The organism is Pontibacter lucknowensis, from assembly GCF_900156415.1.
GTDB classification, from domain to species: Bacteria; Bacteroidota; Bacteroidia; order Cytophagales; family Hymenobacteraceae; genus Pontibacter; species Pontibacter lucknowensis.
The window spans coordinates 365,511-380,400 of record NZ_FTNM01000005.1 but is presented as its reverse complement, the minus strand read 5'-3'; the positions used below and the strand labels follow the sequence as shown (position 1 = coordinate 380,400).

General features: G+C 49.8%; 15 protein-coding genes. 8 read left to right on the top strand and 7 right to left on the bottom strand.

Features of this window, described 5'->3' with window-relative positions:
• Positions 1 to 2: 2 nt before the first annotated feature.
• Both nusA and BW972_RS16580 read right to left on the bottom strand, forming a co-directional pair.
• Positions 3 to 1,256, bottom strand: a complete 1,254-nt coding sequence (nusA, locus tag BW972_RS16585) for a transcription termination factor NusA (protein ID WP_076422926.1) — start codon at positions 1,254 to 1,256, stop codon at positions 3 to 5.
• 7 nt (positions 1,257 to 1,263) lie between these two features.
• Entirely contained in the window at positions 1,264 to 1,737 is a 474-nt protein-coding gene (locus tag BW972_RS16580) for a ribosome maturation factor RimP (protein WP_234986423.1), read from the bottom strand.
• 309 nt (positions 1,738 to 2,046) lie between these two features.
• Between BW972_RS16580 and BW972_RS16575 the strand changes: the two genes are divergently transcribed.
• From BW972_RS16575 to BW972_RS16565, 3 genes are all read left to right on the top strand, one after another.
• Complete coding sequence (locus tag BW972_RS16575; RefSeq protein WP_076422924.1) at positions 2,047 to 3,177, top strand: endonuclease/exonuclease/phosphatase family protein; 1,131 nt, start codon at positions 2,047 to 2,049, stop codon at positions 3,175 to 3,177.
• 115 nt (positions 3,178 to 3,292) lie between these two features.
• Positions 3,293 to 4,783 (top strand): cysteine--tRNA ligase, encoded by a 1,491-nt coding sequence (gene cysS / locus BW972_RS16570; RefSeq protein ID WP_040574230.1) that lies wholly within the window; start codon positions 3,293 to 3,295, stop codon positions 4,781 to 4,783.
• Entirely contained in the window at positions 4,773 to 5,786 is a 1,014-nt protein-coding gene (locus BW972_RS16565) for a M28 family peptidase (RefSeq protein WP_076422923.1), read from the top strand. Before cysS ends, BW972_RS16565 begins: the two co-directional genes overlap by 11 nt.
• 45 nt (positions 5,787 to 5,831) lie before the next feature.
• On the opposite strand, the gene BW972_RS16560 is transcribed toward BW972_RS16565, so the two are convergent.
• Entirely contained in the window at positions 5,832 to 6,497 is a 666-nt protein-coding gene (locus BW972_RS16560; RefSeq protein WP_076422922.1) for a hypothetical protein, read from the bottom strand.
• Positions 6,498 to 6,791: 294 nt separating this feature from the next.
• On the opposite strand from BW972_RS16560, the gene BW972_RS16555 reads away from it, so the two are divergent.
• The 4 genes from BW972_RS16555 to BW972_RS16540 all read left to right on the top strand — a co-directional run bounded on the left by BW972_RS16555 (position 6,792) and on the right by BW972_RS16540 (position 10,919).
• Positions 6,792 to 7,850 carry a class I fructose-bisphosphate aldolase gene (locus tag BW972_RS16555; protein ID WP_007657144.1) on the top strand — a complete coding sequence of 353 codons (1,059 nt, stop codon included), beginning with the start codon at positions 6,792 to 6,794 and terminating at the stop codon, positions 7,848 to 7,850.
• 172 nt (positions 7,851 to 8,022) lie between these two features.
• Positions 8,023 to 8,922: an acetyl-CoA carboxylase, carboxyltransferase subunit beta gene (gene accD / locus BW972_RS16550; protein WP_051017757.1), complete on the top strand. Its 900-nt coding sequence runs from the start codon at positions 8,023 to 8,025 to the stop codon at positions 8,920 to 8,922.
• Between the two features lie 251 nt (positions 8,923 to 9,173).
• Complete coding sequence (locus tag BW972_RS16545) at positions 9,174 to 9,935, top strand: YiaD family glycine zipper/OmpA-like lipoprotein (RefSeq protein WP_234986422.1); 762 nt, start codon at positions 9,174 to 9,176, stop codon at positions 9,933 to 9,935.
• A 318-nt stretch (positions 9,936 to 10,253) separates the two neighbouring features.
• Positions 10,254 to 10,919: a YiaD family glycine zipper/OmpA-like lipoprotein gene (locus BW972_RS16540; RefSeq protein WP_076422921.1), complete on the top strand. Its 666-nt coding sequence runs from the start codon at positions 10,254 to 10,256 to the stop codon at positions 10,917 to 10,919.
• A 65-nt stretch (positions 10,920 to 10,984) separates the two neighbouring features.
• On the opposite strand, the gene BW972_RS16535 is transcribed toward BW972_RS16540, so the two are convergent.
• Positions 10,985 to 11,602, bottom strand: a complete 618-nt coding sequence (locus BW972_RS16535) for a DUF2238 domain-containing protein (RefSeq protein WP_234986421.1) — start codon at positions 11,600 to 11,602, stop codon at positions 10,985 to 10,987.
• Positions 11,603 to 11,736: 134 nt separating this feature from the next.
• Positions 11,737 to 12,429: an MBL fold metallo-hydrolase gene (locus BW972_RS16530; protein ID WP_007657132.1), complete on the bottom strand. Its 693-nt coding sequence runs from the start codon at positions 12,427 to 12,429 to the stop codon at positions 11,737 to 11,739.
• Positions 12,430 to 12,619: 190 nt separating this feature from the next.
• On the opposite strand from BW972_RS16530, the gene BW972_RS16525 reads away from it, so the two are divergent.
• The gene (locus BW972_RS16525) at positions 12,620 to 13,327 is read left to right on the top strand and encodes an endonuclease III domain-containing protein (protein WP_007657130.1); all 708 of its coding nucleotides are present in this window, start codon (positions 12,620 to 12,622) and stop codon (positions 13,325 to 13,327) included.
• A gap of 71 nt (positions 13,328 to 13,398) precedes the next feature.
• Here BW972_RS16525 and BW972_RS16520 read toward each other — a convergent pair whose 3' ends face one another.
• A complete protein-coding gene (locus tag BW972_RS16520; RefSeq protein ID WP_007657125.1) occupies positions 13,399 to 13,956 on the bottom strand; it encodes a hypothetical protein in 558 nt (185 codons plus the stop codon).
• Positions 13,957 to 13,982: 26 nt separating this feature from the next.
• Positions 13,983 to 14,882, bottom strand: a complete 900-nt coding sequence (locus BW972_RS16515) for a S66 peptidase family protein (protein WP_076422918.1) — start codon at positions 14,880 to 14,882, stop codon at positions 13,983 to 13,985.
• Positions 14,883 to 14,890: the final 8 nt, after the last annotated feature.

The window sequence follows — 14,890 nt, the reverse complement described above, 5'->3', positions numbered from 1 at the left end:
AACTATTGATTGTCTTCTTCTTCCAACTCTTCGCGCAGGATAGAGAGTACGCTTTCGATCGTCTCCTCTTCCAGCTCTGTTCTGCGAAGCAGGTCTTCTTTTGAAACTGCCAGTACACTCTTGGCAGTGTCCAGACCGATGCGGCGCAGTTCAGCGATCACCCAGTCTTCGATTTCGTCTGTGAACTCTTCCAGGCTGATGTCTTCTTCGTATACCTCAGACTCTCTGAATACGTCGATCTCCATGTCTACCAGTTTGCTGGCCAGCTTGATGTTCTGACCACCCTTACCGATCGCAAGCGACACCTGATCAGGCTTCAGGAACACGGATACTCTGCCGTTTTCATGGTCTATCTTCATGCTGGTGATCTTAGCCGGGCTAAGGGCACGCTGAATGTATAGCTCCAGGTTGTCTGTGTAGTTGATCACGTCAATGTTCTCGTTCTCCAGCTCGCGCACGATACTGTGGATACGGGAACCTTTCATGCCCACGCAGGCTCCTACCGGGTCAATACGGTCGTCAAACGATTCTACGGCTACTTTGGCACGCTCGCCGGGCTCACGCACGATTTTTTTGATCGCGATCAGACCATCGTATATTTCCGGTACTTCGTTCTCAAACAAACGCTCCAGGAATGCTGGAGATGTACGGGAAAGAATGATCTTCGGATTACCGTTCACGATCTCAACACGCTGTACCACAGCACGCACTACGTCGCCTTTGCGATAACGGTCTTTCGGGATCTGCTCGCCTTTCGGAATCAGCAGTTCGTTCTCTTCCTGATCAAGTAACAGTACCTCGCGGTTCCATACCTGGTATACCTCACCTGAGATGATCTCGCCAACAAGGTCCTTGTACTTCTGGAACAGGAGTTCTTTCTCCATGTCCTTGATACGCTGGATCAAGGTCTGGCGGGCAGTCAACACGGCACGGCGACCGAAGTCCTCAAGCTGTATCTCTTCCGATACCTCTTCACCTACCTCAAAGTCAGGCTCTATTTTCTGCGCCTCTGATAGGGCGATCTTGTCATGATCCCAGATGTCCTCCGAGTTATCGTCCACGATTTCGCGGTTGCGCCAGATCTCGAGGTCACCCTTCTCCACGTTCAGGATGATGTCAAAGTTCTCGTCGGTACCCCACTTTTTGCGGATCATAGTGCGGAATACATCCTCCAGGATGCGCATCATCGTCGGGCGGTCTATGTTCTTGAATTTCGCAAATTCAGCGAACGACTCGATCAGGACTGAACTGTTCATTATTTTATCATTTAAAAGATATTACAACATTTGCTTTTACAATCTCCCCGAAAGGTATTTGCACAGGCTCATACGTTGCCTTTTTGCCTTTTTGTTTGATTTCTTCTGTCAGGTTTATACCTGTCTCGGTTACCTCTTCCAGCTTGCCGGTCTTCTCGGTTCCATCCTGCATTTTCAGTTTCAGGTTGCGGCCGATGTTTCGCTTAAACTGCTGCGGCTGGGTAAGTGGAAAATCCACTCCCGGCGAACTCACCTCCAGCACATAAGATACTTCCTCGCCATATGTCTCCGCGATCTTTGAATTGACGCGGCGGCTGATGGTAGCGCACTGGTCAATGGTGATGCCCTGCTCGCCGTCAGCCAACACGGTTATCTTGGGGCGCACTGCCGAATCAGACACTGCCACATCTACGATGAACAGGTCACTTTCCGGAAGGCTGTCTTCCGCCATAGCGCGAATACTTTGTGCCGTTATTGCCATATTTATTTAAAGAAAATAAAGAAGGGGACCTCGCGTCCCCTCATCTCCTTGGAAATAATGTCACAAATTTACTATAAAAACATTATATAAACAACAATATGTGTTTAAGTGCACTGTAATTATATGGTTTCTGGAGATTTCGGGCGGCATTTTTGTGGCTGGTGCCAGCTGCCGGAGGGGCTTCGGTTCTGTAACAAGCACAAGTGCTGGAAAAGTTCTGCAGATTAAAATCATTTTAGCCACCGCAAGTGAATATATTCTGAAGCGTAGCTTGATATTCCTACAAGCATAATTTGTAAGTTTGCCACCGTGGCAGGTACATTCAAACAAATACGCCGGAGAATCTGGCTGATCCTGAACATCCTGGTGGTGCTATGGCTACTGCTGGGAGTGCTGAGCATGCGCGTGCCACCCTACGAATTCTGGCCGGCCGGCTTTGTTGCTTTCTCTCTTCCCGGCGCTTTGGTGCTCAACTTCCTGTTCTTTATCTACTGGCTGTTGAAGCGCTCGTGGTATGTTTTTCTGCCACTAGCAGTAATTGGCCTTGGCTGGAATCACTATGGCCGACTGGTATCGATCACCTGGGACAAGGAGCTGCCCGAAGGTGCTAAAACCCTCGAGGTGCTGAGCTTCAATGTGCATATTTTTAACGCCTACGAAAGGATAGTAGAAGGTGTGCCGCGGGTGTCGGAAGAGATGGTGGATTGGGTCGCCACACATCCTGCAGATGTCTTCTGTCTGCAGGAGTTTTACAGCCGCGTCAACTCGACAGAGTATAATAATTTCAACCGGATCGGGAAGCGCTACAACCGGCATGTGTTCGCCTCAACTTACCAGGGCGATCGTGTGAAAGCCGATTTAGGTATAGCCATATTTTCAAAATACCCGATCGTCAGGGGCAATACGATACGCTTTCCGAACACGCCGGAGCGGAGCGCCAACCGAGCCGCCTGGGTAGACATCAATGTAAAAGGGGATACCGTCAGGGTGTACGCCGTACACCTGCAGTCCATGAGCATCAAGGCGGAGGATATCGAAAATACGTATTCGGCAATAGGCGATGAGGAGAGCTTCCGGAAGGAAAGCCGCAACCTGGCCCGCCGTTTGCGCATGGGTTTCCGGGCCAGAGCCATGCAGGTACAGCAGTTGCTCGACCACGTAAAAACATCACCTTATCCGGTCATTGTGACAGGCGATTTCAATGACATTCCGTTCAGCTATACCTACAGTCAATTGGTAGGTGAATTGAATAATTCATTTGAGAAAGCGGGCAACGGGGTAGGCGCCACTTACAACGGACCTTTGCCATTCCTGCGTATTGATAATCAGTTCTTCAGTGAAGGGCTGGAGGCATACGACTTTAAAACGCATTACGAGATGCCACTCTCCGACCACTTCCCCATCTCGGCGACTTATGTCATCAAGCCGAAAGAGGAGTAAGGGACTGAAGGTATAATTTTTTAGTTTTGAACTTTGGTTGGCCACCAGGGCTCACCAGAATAATCAAGTATAAACAGAAAGCATGCCCCTTGCGCATGCTGTGCATATCGATACCATGCAACACAAACTGAACCTGTACAACACGCTCACACGCAAAAGAGAACTGTTCGAACCGCTACACGCACCCTTCGTGGGAATGTATGTCTGCGGGCCGACAGTATACGGCGAGCCGCACCTGGGCCATGCCCGCAGTGCCGTTACCTTCGACGTGCTGTACCGCTACCTCAAGTACCTCGGGTATAAAGTGCGCTATGTGCGCAACATCACCGACGTAGGCCATCTCGAAAACGATGCCGACGAAGGGGAGGACAAGATCCAGAAAAGAGCCAAGTTGGAGCACCTCGAGCCGATGGAGGTCGTGCAGCACTATACCAATGTGTACCAGCAGGACATGGCGACACTTAATACTAAGTCGCCCGACATAGAACCGCGTGCTTCCGGCCACATCATTGAGCAGATCCAGATGATACAGGAGATACTCGAGAATGGCATGGCCTACGAGGTGAACGGCTCGGTCTACTTTGACGTGCCGGCCTATCACAAGAATAACAACTACGGCAAGCTGTCGGGACGAATCATCGAAGACCTGCTTAGCAATACCCGTGACACAGAAGGGCAGGGGGAAAAGCGTTCACCGCTTGACTTCGCGCTTTGGAAAAAAGCCTCGCCACAGCACATCATGCGCTGGCCTTCGCCGTGGAGCGACGGATTCCCGGGCTGGCACCTGGAGTGCTCGGCCATGAGCCGCAAGTACCTCGGCGAGACTTTTGACATACATGGCGGTGGGCTCGACCTGATGTTCCCGCACCACGAGTGCGAGATTGCCCAGAGCCAGGCCAGCCACAGCCACAGCGATGCCGCCCGCTACTGGGTGCACAACAACATGATCACGGTGAACGGGCAGAAGATGGGCAAGTCGCTGGGCAACTTCATCAACTTGAGCGAGCTCTTTAGCGGCAAGCATAAAATGCTGGAACAGGCCTACAGCCCGATGACCATCCGTTTCTTTATCCTGCAGGCGCACTACCGCAGCACCCTCGACTTTAGCAACGAGGCGCTGCAGGCCGCCCAGAAAGGTTATAGGAAGCTGATGAACGGCATGCGGGTGCTCGAGAAACTGGTATACCCGGAACAGCCCGGCACACCGGACGAAAAGCTGAATGAGGATTTGTTGAAATTGACGGAGGACTGCTTCCGCGGCATGAATGACGATCTGAACACGGCTCGCACCATCGCCTCACTCTTCAATCTGCTCAAGAAGATCAACAGCCTATACCTGGGGCAGCTACAGATCGGAACACTGACACGTGACACCTTTGATACCATCCGCACAACCTATACCGAACTGGTGAATGATGTGCTTGGGTTAAAAGACGAGCCGACCGCTGATATGGAAAATATGCTGGAACTGGTGCTCGGCTTTTACAAGGAGGCAAAAGAGAACAAGGCTTATGATAAAGTAGATGCCATCCGTGCCGAGCTGAAGAAGCAGGGCATCGTGATCAAGGATCTGAAAACCGGAATTGACTGGGCTTATGAAGAATAATATGAAGCTACTGGCCATCCTGATGCTGAGCGCCATGGGACTTAACAGCTGCGACTCTTCTGATAACGGAAGCAGTGGTGAACGCACAGCTACCACTGAGGTAGAAGAAGCTGTGGTGCAGGCACCAGAATTTAATGCGGATTCTGCTTATAACTTTGTAGATCAGCAGGTGGCTTTCGGACCGCGTGTGCCGAATACGGCAGCGCATTACAAAACAGGGGAATGGCTGATAGAGACGCTGCGCAGCTATGGCGCCGAAGTGCAGGTGCAGGCCTTCCAGGCACGTGCTTTTGACGGTACCATGCTCAACCTGCGTAACATTATTGGCACCATCAATCCCAATGCAACCAAGCGTGTGCTACTGGCTGCGCACTGGGACACACGACCCTTTGCCGACAAAGACGAGGAAAATCAGAACAAGCCCATCGACGGTGCCAATGATGGTGCCAGCGGTGTAGGAGTGCTGCTCGAAATTGCGCGTGCCATACAGGTGGCGGAGCAGAAGCCAGGTATAGGTGTGGACATCATCTTCTTTGATGGAGAAGATTACGGCCAGCCTGACGAGAGCGACTACCCATACCAAAGCGATACCTGGTGTCTGGGGTCACAGTACTGGAGCAAGAACAAACACAAGCCGAATTACAAAGCGAACTACGGCATCCTGCTCGATATGGTGGGTGCTGAGAACGCCAAGTTTGCCCGCGAAGGTACCTCCATGCAGTATGCCCGCAATATTGTGGACAAGGTATGGCGTGCCGGAAATCGCCTCGGTTACTCCGACTACTTTAAGTATGTAAATGCCCCGGCCATTACCGACGACCATTACTACGTGAACACCGTGGCCGGCATCCGCATGATCGATATCATCGAGTACAACATGGCAGATCAGGATGACTATTTTGGACCTTATCATCACCGCCATACAGACACGATGGACATCATTAGTAAAAACACTTTGAAGGCAGTGGGGCAAACTGTGCTGCACGTGCTATACAACGAATAAGGGTATACCTTACGAACAGAAAAGGCGCTCCCAAGAGCGCCTTTTTTATTGCCTTACAACAGCTGGTAACACATTGTCCTCGGCCATTTTCTGCACCGTGAGCTCAGCAAACTGGCTTGCGGCTTTGCGCAGGCTGCGGGGGCTGTGCGACTTAGATTGAGCTGACCATACCAGGCGGTCCGTGTTGACGTCGTATAGGTTTGTTTCGAGGTAGTATACCTTGTCTTCGGTGTAGTAGCCGGGGTCGTAAAGGGTAGGGTACCAGAAATTGTAGTAACCCCTGAAGCTACCATACCATACAAAACGTGACATCGGCCGGTACCCCATATTGCCGGGTACATAGCGTGTTTCGGTTTGCTCGTCTACCAGGGCGGCGGTCAGGATGGCGTCATGGCCGTTTTCCTTGATACGCTCTATGAGCAGGTTTACATCCGGTCCGGTTTTAGCGGTAGCAGATGGCGGGAACAAATCAATACTGCGGGTTGCCTGTATGCCTCTCATCTGCAACTGCGCCTGCAGGTCATTTTCCACTTCCTGCCGGGCCAGGACGTTATCGGTAAGGGCAGCCACCACTACCCGCTGGTAATTCTGTGCTTCAATTTCGGGACTTTTCCAGGATCCCATGATCTGGGTGGAAGATGAGCATGCCGCTATACCTGCCAACAAGAGCAGGAGTGGCAGCCAAGCGTTCCTGATAAGGTTGTGTTTCATGTTTTTGATGCTTAATCTGCTTATACCTAGTGTATTGTATAACGAGTAGCGGCCTCGGTTAGGTTTAAGAACTCGGCTATACCTGGAGTAGTTGGTGCAGGGGTAGTTTGGAGATATGAGACAGGTGAATTTAGTGCTGTAATTAGAGCAACATTTTGAGGTCGGAAACGGTATGTGGAGGCAGCAATGCGCCACTTACAAGAGTAGTTAGGATATTTTCTGAAGTATTCAAAAAGCATTATATATTTGTCCTGCAATTCAATACGTCCCTTTTATTAAAAACTATTTAAAAAAATGTCGTACGATAACATCGTTTCCTTACTAGGTTCTGAAGCGGAAAACCTGCTTCAGTATGAAAGCAAAACAATCTCCAAAGACCTGATCCATGCACCGGGCCCTGACTTTGTGGACCGTGTGTTCTCTCAGTCAAACCGTAACCCGCAGGTATTGCGCAGCCTGCAGCAGCTTTTCAACCACGGCCGTCTGGCTGGCACAGGTTATTTGTCCATCCTGCCTGTTGACCAGGGCATCGAGCACACCGCAGGTGCTTCTTTCGCCCCAAACCCTATCTATTTCGACCCAGAGAACATCATCAAATTAGCCATTGAAGGTGGCTGCAACGCCGTGGCGACTACCTTCGGTAACCTGGCGATGATGTCCAGAAAGTATGCGCACAAGATTCCGTTCGTGGTGAAGATCAACCACAACGAGCTGATGACCTACCCGAACAAGTATGACCAGATCATGTTTGGCTCTGTGGACGAGGCCTGGAACCTGGGTGCTACGGCGGTTGGTGCTACCATCTACTTCGGGTCTGAAGAGTCTTCCCGTCAGATCATCGAGGTGGCCGAAGCTTTTGAAAGAGCGCATCAGCTAGGTATGGCCACCATCCTGTGGTGCTATACCCGCAACAACGCCTTCAAGAAAGATGGTGTAGACTACCACGTAGCCGCCGACCTGACAGCACAGGCAAACCACCTGGGCGTCACCATCCAGGCGGACATCATCAAGCAGAAGCTTCCTGAGAATAACGGTGGCTTTAAGGCGATCGGCTTTGGCAAGACGCACGAGAAGATGTACTCAGAGCTTTCTTCTGACAACCCAATTGACCTGGCTCGCTACCAGGTAGCCAACTGCTACATGGGCCGTGCCGGTCTGATCAACTCAGGTGGTGAGTCAAAAGGAGAGTCTGACCTGGCAGATGCTGTGCGCACAGCTGTTATCAACAAGCGTGCAGGCGGTATGGGCTTAATATCAGGCCGTAAGGCGTTCCAGAAAGATATGAAAGTGGGAGTGGAACTTCTGAACGCGATTCAGGACGTATACCTGGCCAATGACATTACACTTGCTTAATCTGTAGCAGAACTGCTGATTATTAACTAATTTTACAGCCTGCTTTGGAGTAGCTCCTTTGTGAGTAATCCGAAGCAGGCTATATTTGTGCCCAAATCTGCCTGAAACTGGTACAGAGGAGTATGGCAGAACAACCATTTAATGTGCGGTACGCACGACCGATACGATTATGATGCCTTGGTTTAAACGAGTAGAAAAAGGAATTATCACACCGACAGAGGAGAAAAAGGAAACTCCGGACGGCTTGTGGTTTAAGTGCCCGGATTGCAAGACAGTGACTAGCATGACCGAGCACCGCAAAAACCTGAAGACCTGCGTGAAGTGCAACTACCACGACCGTGTTGGTTCAAAGGAGTATTTCGCCATCCTGTTCGACGACAACAAGTTTACGGAGATGGACGAGGATATGACCTCGGGTGATCCGCTCAACTTTGTGGATTCCAAGCCATACCCACAGCGTACCGCAGAAACCCAACGCAAGACAGGTTTGAAAGATGCTGTGCGCACTGCCTATGGTAAGTCCGGTGGCAAGGACATCACCATCGCCTGTATGGACTTTGCCTACATCGGTGGCTCTATGGGATCAGTGGTGGGTGAGAAGATTGCCCGCGCCATCGATCACGCCCGCAAGACGCGCACACCTTTCATGATGATCTCCAAGTCAGGAGGTGCCCGTATGATGGAGGCTGGCTTCTCGCTGATGCAGATGGCCAAGACTTCTGCAAAACTGGCGCTTCTTTCAGAGGAGAAACTACCTTATATCTCGATGCTTACGGATCCTACCACAGGTGGTGTAACGGCATCTTATGCCATGCTGGGCGACTTCAACATTGCCGAGCCGGGTGCGTTGATCGGATTTGCCGGTCCGCGTGTTATCAAAGAAACGATCGGAAAAGACCTCCCGAAAGGATTCCAGAGTGCGGAGTTCGTACTGGAGCATGGCTTTCTGGACTTCATCGTGGACCGCAAGGAACTGAAGCAGCGCCTGGTAGATCTGCTGGGCATGATCATGCCTGTTACAGAAGAAAAAAACGGAACAGCCAAAACGCAGAAAGCCGCCAAATCGGCATAAGCGGATTGGATTAAAATAATAGAGCAGAAAAGCCTGTTAGTATTGCTGACAGGCTTTTTTGGTGGTACTCAAACACGACAAAATATAAGCTGAACGGGTGCAAACAAACTTTTTCAGTTTAGGAAAGTAATAGTTTGGGTAAAGCACAATATTGTGCCTAAGTTTGGCATTAGTATTGCGAAAGCACAAATACTAAGAATAACTAATACTACTATCAACCAAAAACCATTTTTCAAATTTATTACAAGACTATGAAACTAGTAAAACTATCGTTGACATCGATGCTGGCTGTAACCATGCTGTTCACTTCCTGCCAGACTACACGTCCGACTACTTCTGGTACAGGCGACACCTCAACTACAACAGGTAACAGAACCGAAACTTCTACTACCGGCGAAGAGAAGACAGGTATGAATAAAACCACTAAGGGCGGTATTATCGGAGCTGGTTCCGGCGCTGTAGTAGGTGGTATTATTGGTAACCGCATGGGCAACACAGCGGCGGGTGCCATTATAGGTGCTGCCGTGGGTGGTGCCACAGGCGCCGTTATCGGTCGCCGTATGGACAAGCAGGCCGAGGAACTGGAGAAAAGCATGGAGAATGCGAAGATCGAGCGTGTGGGCGAGGCTATCCGTATCAACTTCGACTCGGGTATTCTGTTTGCCGTTAACTCTGCTGAACTGAGCGCCAATGCTAAGAAAGACATTGACGGCCTGGTAAACACACTTCAAAAATACGAAGGCACGAACATCATCATCGAAGGCCACACCGACAACACTGGTAGTCGTGAGTTAAACCAGGGACTGTCGGAGCGTCGTGCGCAGGCTGTTGCCAACTATGCCCGTACCCGTGGAGTAGACGCATCTCGCATGCAGGCGAAAGGCTACGCCTTTGACCAGCCGATTGCTGACAACACGACTGCGGAAGGCCGTGCGCAAAACCGTCGTGTAGAGATCATCATCATTGCAAGCGAGGAGCTGAAGAAAGCTGCCGAAAGTGGTGAGATAAAATAAGCTACAGGTATAGCACTTGTTCTAAAGCGCCTGCCGGGTATACCTGGCAGGCGCTTTTTTATGCAACATGTTTTAACTAAAAAACCTCTTAACAGGCTGCCAGCGCTGCCTGCAGGCTACTTTTGAATATTCTCCCGTTGGTTTACGTATATAGTTTGTCTAATGAAGCTGGTGTAGGGGTTTGGGCAACGTGCTGGTTAACAATTACTTGTGGTATAGGTTCTGTTCAACTGCTATATCCAGATACAACATTTTAACACATTTAGAGTATTAAGGGCTTAATCTGACAACTATAATTGAAAATTAAAAAACAAGAACATGAAACATATCAGAATTTATTTCCTGGCTCTAGCCGTAATCGGTTTCTTATTTACATCTTGTAATGCCAGTCGTACGGCCAAAGGCGGTGCTATTGGTGCTGGTGGTGGTGCTGTAGTAGGTGGTGTGATTGGTAAAGTAGCTGGTAACACAGCGGCGGGCGCCATCATTGGTGCTGCCGTGGGTGGTACGGCCGGTGCCCTGATTGGCCGTCGTATGGATAAGCAGGCCGAAGAGCTGCGTCGTGACCTGGAGAACGCTAAAGTAGAACGAGTAGGTGAGGGTATCAAAATCACCTTCGACTCAGGTATCCTTTTCGATGTGAATTCTGCTGAGCTTCGCCCAAATGCGCAGGCTGACATCCAGAAACTGGCAACTACGCTGAAGAAGTATGAAGATACGAACATCATCATCGAAGGCCACACTGACAACACCGGTAGCCGTGAGCTGAACCAGCGTCTGTCAGAGCGACGTGCTGAGTCAGTTGCGGGCTATGCTACCCAGCAGGGTGTTGCCCGTAACCGTATCACAACGCAGGGTTGGGCATTTGACCATCCGGTAGCTGACAACTCTACAGCATCCGGTCGTCAGGCAAACCGTCGTGTAGAGATCGCGATCTTTGCAAACGAAAAAATGAAGAAAGCCGCAGAACGTGGTGATCTGTAATTAATTAAGAATCAGTAGAAAAGCCGGCTATACCACCTCAGGTATAGCCGGCTTTTTTTGTTTGATTAATCTCTGTTAGTTGACGGAGCTGTGCGCTTGCGGAGCACAATGGCAACCCCGATGGCAATACTGGCTCCCAGAAAGGCGAGTACCATGTCCTTTTGTGCATCCCAGATATCGCCCTGCATTCCCAGGTAAGCCATGCCTTGCTCGTCCCCATCGTACACGAGGTCAGCCACGATCCACTCCACGATTTCATAAACAGCACTCAGCGACAGAACGAGCGATAGCGTGAGCACACTGCTCAGGAACACACTCAGGCTAAAACCACGTCTTGCAATTTCATAAATGGGATATGTGAGCAGTAAACCAAAGCCGAAGTGCACAATGCGGTCGTAGTGGTTGCGCTGGAAATTAAATTGCCCTTTCATCCACTCACCAAAAGGGTTGTCGGCATACTGGTAATAGCTGCCGTACACATGCAGCATCATGAACAGGAAAACCAAGGTATAGCTGGTATCGGTGAAGCGGAAAATATTGTAAAACGCAGCCAGTAAGATGACAACAGAGAGTGTAAGGGAGTTTTCGAGGAGCCAGTTGAGCAGGTCAGGTGTGGTAAAGCCTGTATATGCCAGGAAAGCTATGAAAGTACCCATGTAGGCCATGTGCAGTGGCCTGCGCATGAAAGGTAGCTTATGCTTAGAGCGAAAAGTCATTATGAACGTCATGTGCCAACTGGTTTTGTGCAGTATTGCAGCATTAACCTAAAATTGATACACATGTTTTGCCTAATTGGATACAAGCTTTTTGAAATGCTTTAAGCCAAAAGGTCTTTTTGGTAAAACACCAGCCTGATTGGGTTGTCCCCCGGGTTCTGGGTAGGGTCACAGTGGTAGCCGAACATTTCTACGCCGTTCATGTAGGGGAGCAGCTTTTTGTAAAAGGTATGGCCCGTGTTTTCGGGGTTGAAGGTAATGTCGTGATACACGCAGGTAGGCAGCGAAGGCATGCGACTCAGTTTGTCAAAAAGCACATCGGGTTTGCCAAGATCGCCTGAGTATACGATACGGTTTTCTTCCTCTTCAAAAATGTAGGCAAATGACTGGAGTCCCTCTGAGTGCAGACCATAGGTATCAACGGCCTTTATACCTTCGAAACGGTCAAGCGGAACGAACTCAGCGTACTTGTCAGGGTTCTTCACCTGTATTTTCAGGAACTCGTATACCTGCGCCTTGAACTGGTCTGTTGGGTACAGGATGGTTGGCTTTGGAGCTTTGTCTACTACATGCTTGTGCAGCAGCAGATTGGCCAGACTGCCGCAGTGGTCGTTGTGCAGATGTGTGAGCAGGATATAGTCTACTCGGTGCAGCAGGTTTTTGTGCACCAGCGTCTGGTATGTTGTAAAGCCACAGTCAATCAACACACACTTTCCCCGCACTGTCACCAAAGCGGCAGAGTTCAGATAATCGATGTCAAAGGCACCCCCTGTTCCTAAGAATTTAATTTGCATAAAATGAAAGCTAATGCCGTTTTGAGCTGAGACTACAGGTATAGCGGTAATTGGAACAATTTGTTCTGATATATTACAATTTTTCTGAATAAATGTTCTAACATGTACTTTGGTGATAATAACCCTATTAACGGCAGTAACGCCATTTGTATAAAACCGTTAATTATTACCGGGCTAAACCTGGCAAGAAATGGAAGGATACGAACTACCTGCTGAAGAAAAAATAGTGATAACGCACGAACTGCTGAACCAGGAGTATAAGCGTCTGGTGCTTGACCCACGCCGTAGCCATATGCATGAATTAATCTCGACCATGCTCTCGCACCGCACTAACCACGCCGATGAGCAGCAGGCCTACTATACCATGCTGGAGCGCTTCGGAGACTGGGAAGGCGTATTGAACGCCCCGGAGGATGAACTCGCCGACGCAGTGAGCACCACCCGCTACCCTTTGCAGAAAGCCCCGCAGATACAGCAGACGTTACGCATGATCAAAGAGGACAGAGGGGAGATAAACATTGACTTTTTGGCCGACCTGCCCATAGACGAAGCCATGGCCTGGCTAACTAGGCTACCCGGTGTAGGACCAAAAACGGCTACCTTGCTGCTGCTATTCAACTTTAAGAAACCAGTACTGCCCGTCGATACGCACGTGTTTCGGGTGAGCCAGCGGGTGGGCCTTATCGGTGCCAAGATTACAGCTAATAAAGCCCATGATGTGTTGCTGGAAATGCTCCCCAAAGATGCCACTGAGCTATTCAACTTCCACAAGCACCTGTTCTGGCACGGGCAGAAGGTATGTACCTGGTCCTATCCAAAGTGTGAAAAATGCGTGCTGAACGGGATTTGTAACTATTACAGCCAGGTAAGAGCCAAGGGAATTGATAAGGCAGCGTAATGAACGCTACAATCGAGGTACATGCTGCCTATTTCTCAGTATAGTTTACTCTGACCTTGCTTTAAGCGGAGCTATTCTATTGTTACGAGTTCAGTCACGATCTCCTTTTGGTTGCCAATAAACTTCTGCTTAAAGAAATTAACTGTTTGCTGTGACGATTCAACCGAAGCGGGTACATATTCACCCCTCTTTTCTGCTTCTGCTATTGCGCCAACTACCCCTTTGTTCTGGCGCATATCAGCCAATTCAACAGGTGTCCAGGTCAAGTAAATGTCGCCAATGTAATAGACCTTTTCAGGCTCAGTGAGATTGACTGAGATATAGTTGGGAGGTAAATTTTTATAGAACCCAATATTATCTCGGTATTCAAGCAGCGAAAGAAAATGATTGCCTAACGGGAGTTTCATGTAAAAATAGCCGCTTTCGTCCAGCCAGACGGTGTGCTTTCCCCAAAGCCGTTCATTAAAGTGCAGCACTATTTTTTCGCTAGCCAACGGCCGGCTACTATCCAGTGTAAGTTTTCCAAATACGATCGTTTCATTAGGTTTCGTATTAGCGGTTGTCGCAATTCTGCCTGTGCTGCAGCCTAAGCTAAAGAGAGCTAAAAAAAGTAAGATTATCCTATACATAAAGTGTGATTGGCCGGACTTTGCCGTTAGACAGAATAAACATACTCCAAGCTCGCCCCATTCTCCTCAACTTCCAGCTTCGCTCTTCTCCCGCAAACCAGTGCCAGATTATCCGGCTCGTGACCGGTTGGGAAGCCGTAGCAAACAGGGTAGTCATACTTGCCAGTGTGTTCGGCGATGATCTCGTAGGCGTCTTTGCCGAAAGGTATAGCATTGTCTTTCATGTCACTGAAGTGGCCCACTATAAGGCCTGCCAGGTCTTTTAGCTTACCGGCACGGTCGAGGTGAACCATCATGCGGTCGATGCTGTAGAGGTACTCGTCCACATCTTCCAGAAAAAGAATCTTGCCTTTGGTCGTGAAGTCGGAGCTCGTCCCGGAGACGTTATGCAGGAGCGCCAAGTTACCACCTATCAGTTGCCCTTCGGCTATACCTGTGCGGTTAAAGGTATGGGGAGCGGAGCTGTAACTCAGGTTTTCGCCGAAGAGAACGCGACGCAGACTCTCCAGTGCTTCTTCAGTGCCTTTCGGGAAGAGCAGGGGCATAATCCCGTGCACGCTTTCTATACCTAAACTGTGGATGTGGCAGAGGAGGGAGGTGATGTCGCTGAAACCTACGACCCACTTCGGGTGATTCTGAAAATGACTGAAGTCTACCTGATCAAGAATGCGGGTGGTGCCGTAGCCACCGCGGGCACAAATGATTGCCTTGATATCAGGGCAGTCGAGGGCCTGCTGCAGGTCCTGCAGGCGAAGAGCATCATCGCCGGCAAACACACCATATTGCGCCCCTACCGTAGGGCCAACTTCTACTTCCAGCCCCCAGCCTTTGAGTATGTCGATGGCAGCAGCTATTTCTTCGTGGCTGATAAGACGGGCAGTGGCGATGATGGCGATTTTGTCGCCGGGCTGTAGTGGTGTGATCATAGGTAAAG

Coding starts and splice junctions, on each gene's coding strand:
- nusA (WP_076422926.1), bottom strand. CDS start 1,256: ATGAACAGTTCAGTCCTGATCGAGTCGTTCGCTGAATTTGCGAAATTC.
- BW972_RS16580 (WP_234986423.1), bottom strand. CDS start 1,737: ATGGCAATAACGGCACAAAGTATTCGCGCTATGGCGGAAGACAGCCTT.
- cysS (WP_040574230.1), top strand. CDS start 3,293: ATGCAACACAAACTGAACCTGTACAACACGCTCACACGCAAAAGAGAA.
- BW972_RS16565 (WP_076422923.1), top strand. CDS start 4,773: ATGAAGAATAATATGAAGCTACTGGCCATCCTGATGCTGAGCGCCATG.
- BW972_RS16560 (WP_076422922.1), bottom strand. CDS start 6,497: ATGAAACACAACCTTATCAGGAACGCTTGGCTGCCACTCCTGCTCTTG.
- BW972_RS16555 (WP_007657144.1), top strand. CDS start 6,792: ATGTCGTACGATAACATCGTTTCCTTACTAGGTTCTGAAGCGGAAAAC.
- accD (WP_051017757.1), top strand. CDS start 8,023: ATGCCTTGGTTTAAACGAGTAGAAAAAGGAATTATCACACCGACAGAG.
- BW972_RS16545 (WP_234986422.1), top strand. CDS start 9,174: ATGAAACTAGTAAAACTATCGTTGACATCGATGCTGGCTGTAACCATG.
- BW972_RS16540 (WP_076422921.1), top strand. CDS start 10,254: ATGAAACATATCAGAATTTATTTCCTGGCTCTAGCCGTAATCGGTTTC.
- BW972_RS16535 (WP_234986421.1), bottom strand. CDS start 11,602: ATGCGCAGGCCACTGCACATGGCCTACATGGGTACTTTCATAGCTTTC.
- BW972_RS16530 (WP_007657132.1), bottom strand. CDS start 12,429: ATGCAAATTAAATTCTTAGGAACAGGGGGTGCCTTTGACATCGATTAT.
- BW972_RS16525 (WP_007657130.1), top strand. CDS start 12,620: ATGGAAGGATACGAACTACCTGCTGAAGAAAAAATAGTGATAACGCAC.
- BW972_RS16520 (WP_007657125.1), bottom strand. CDS start 13,956: ATGTATAGGATAATCTTACTTTTTTTAGCTCTCTTTAGCTTAGGCTGC.
- BW972_RS16515 (WP_076422918.1), bottom strand. CDS start 14,882: ATGATCACACCACTACAGCCCGGCGACAAAATCGCCATCATCGCCACT.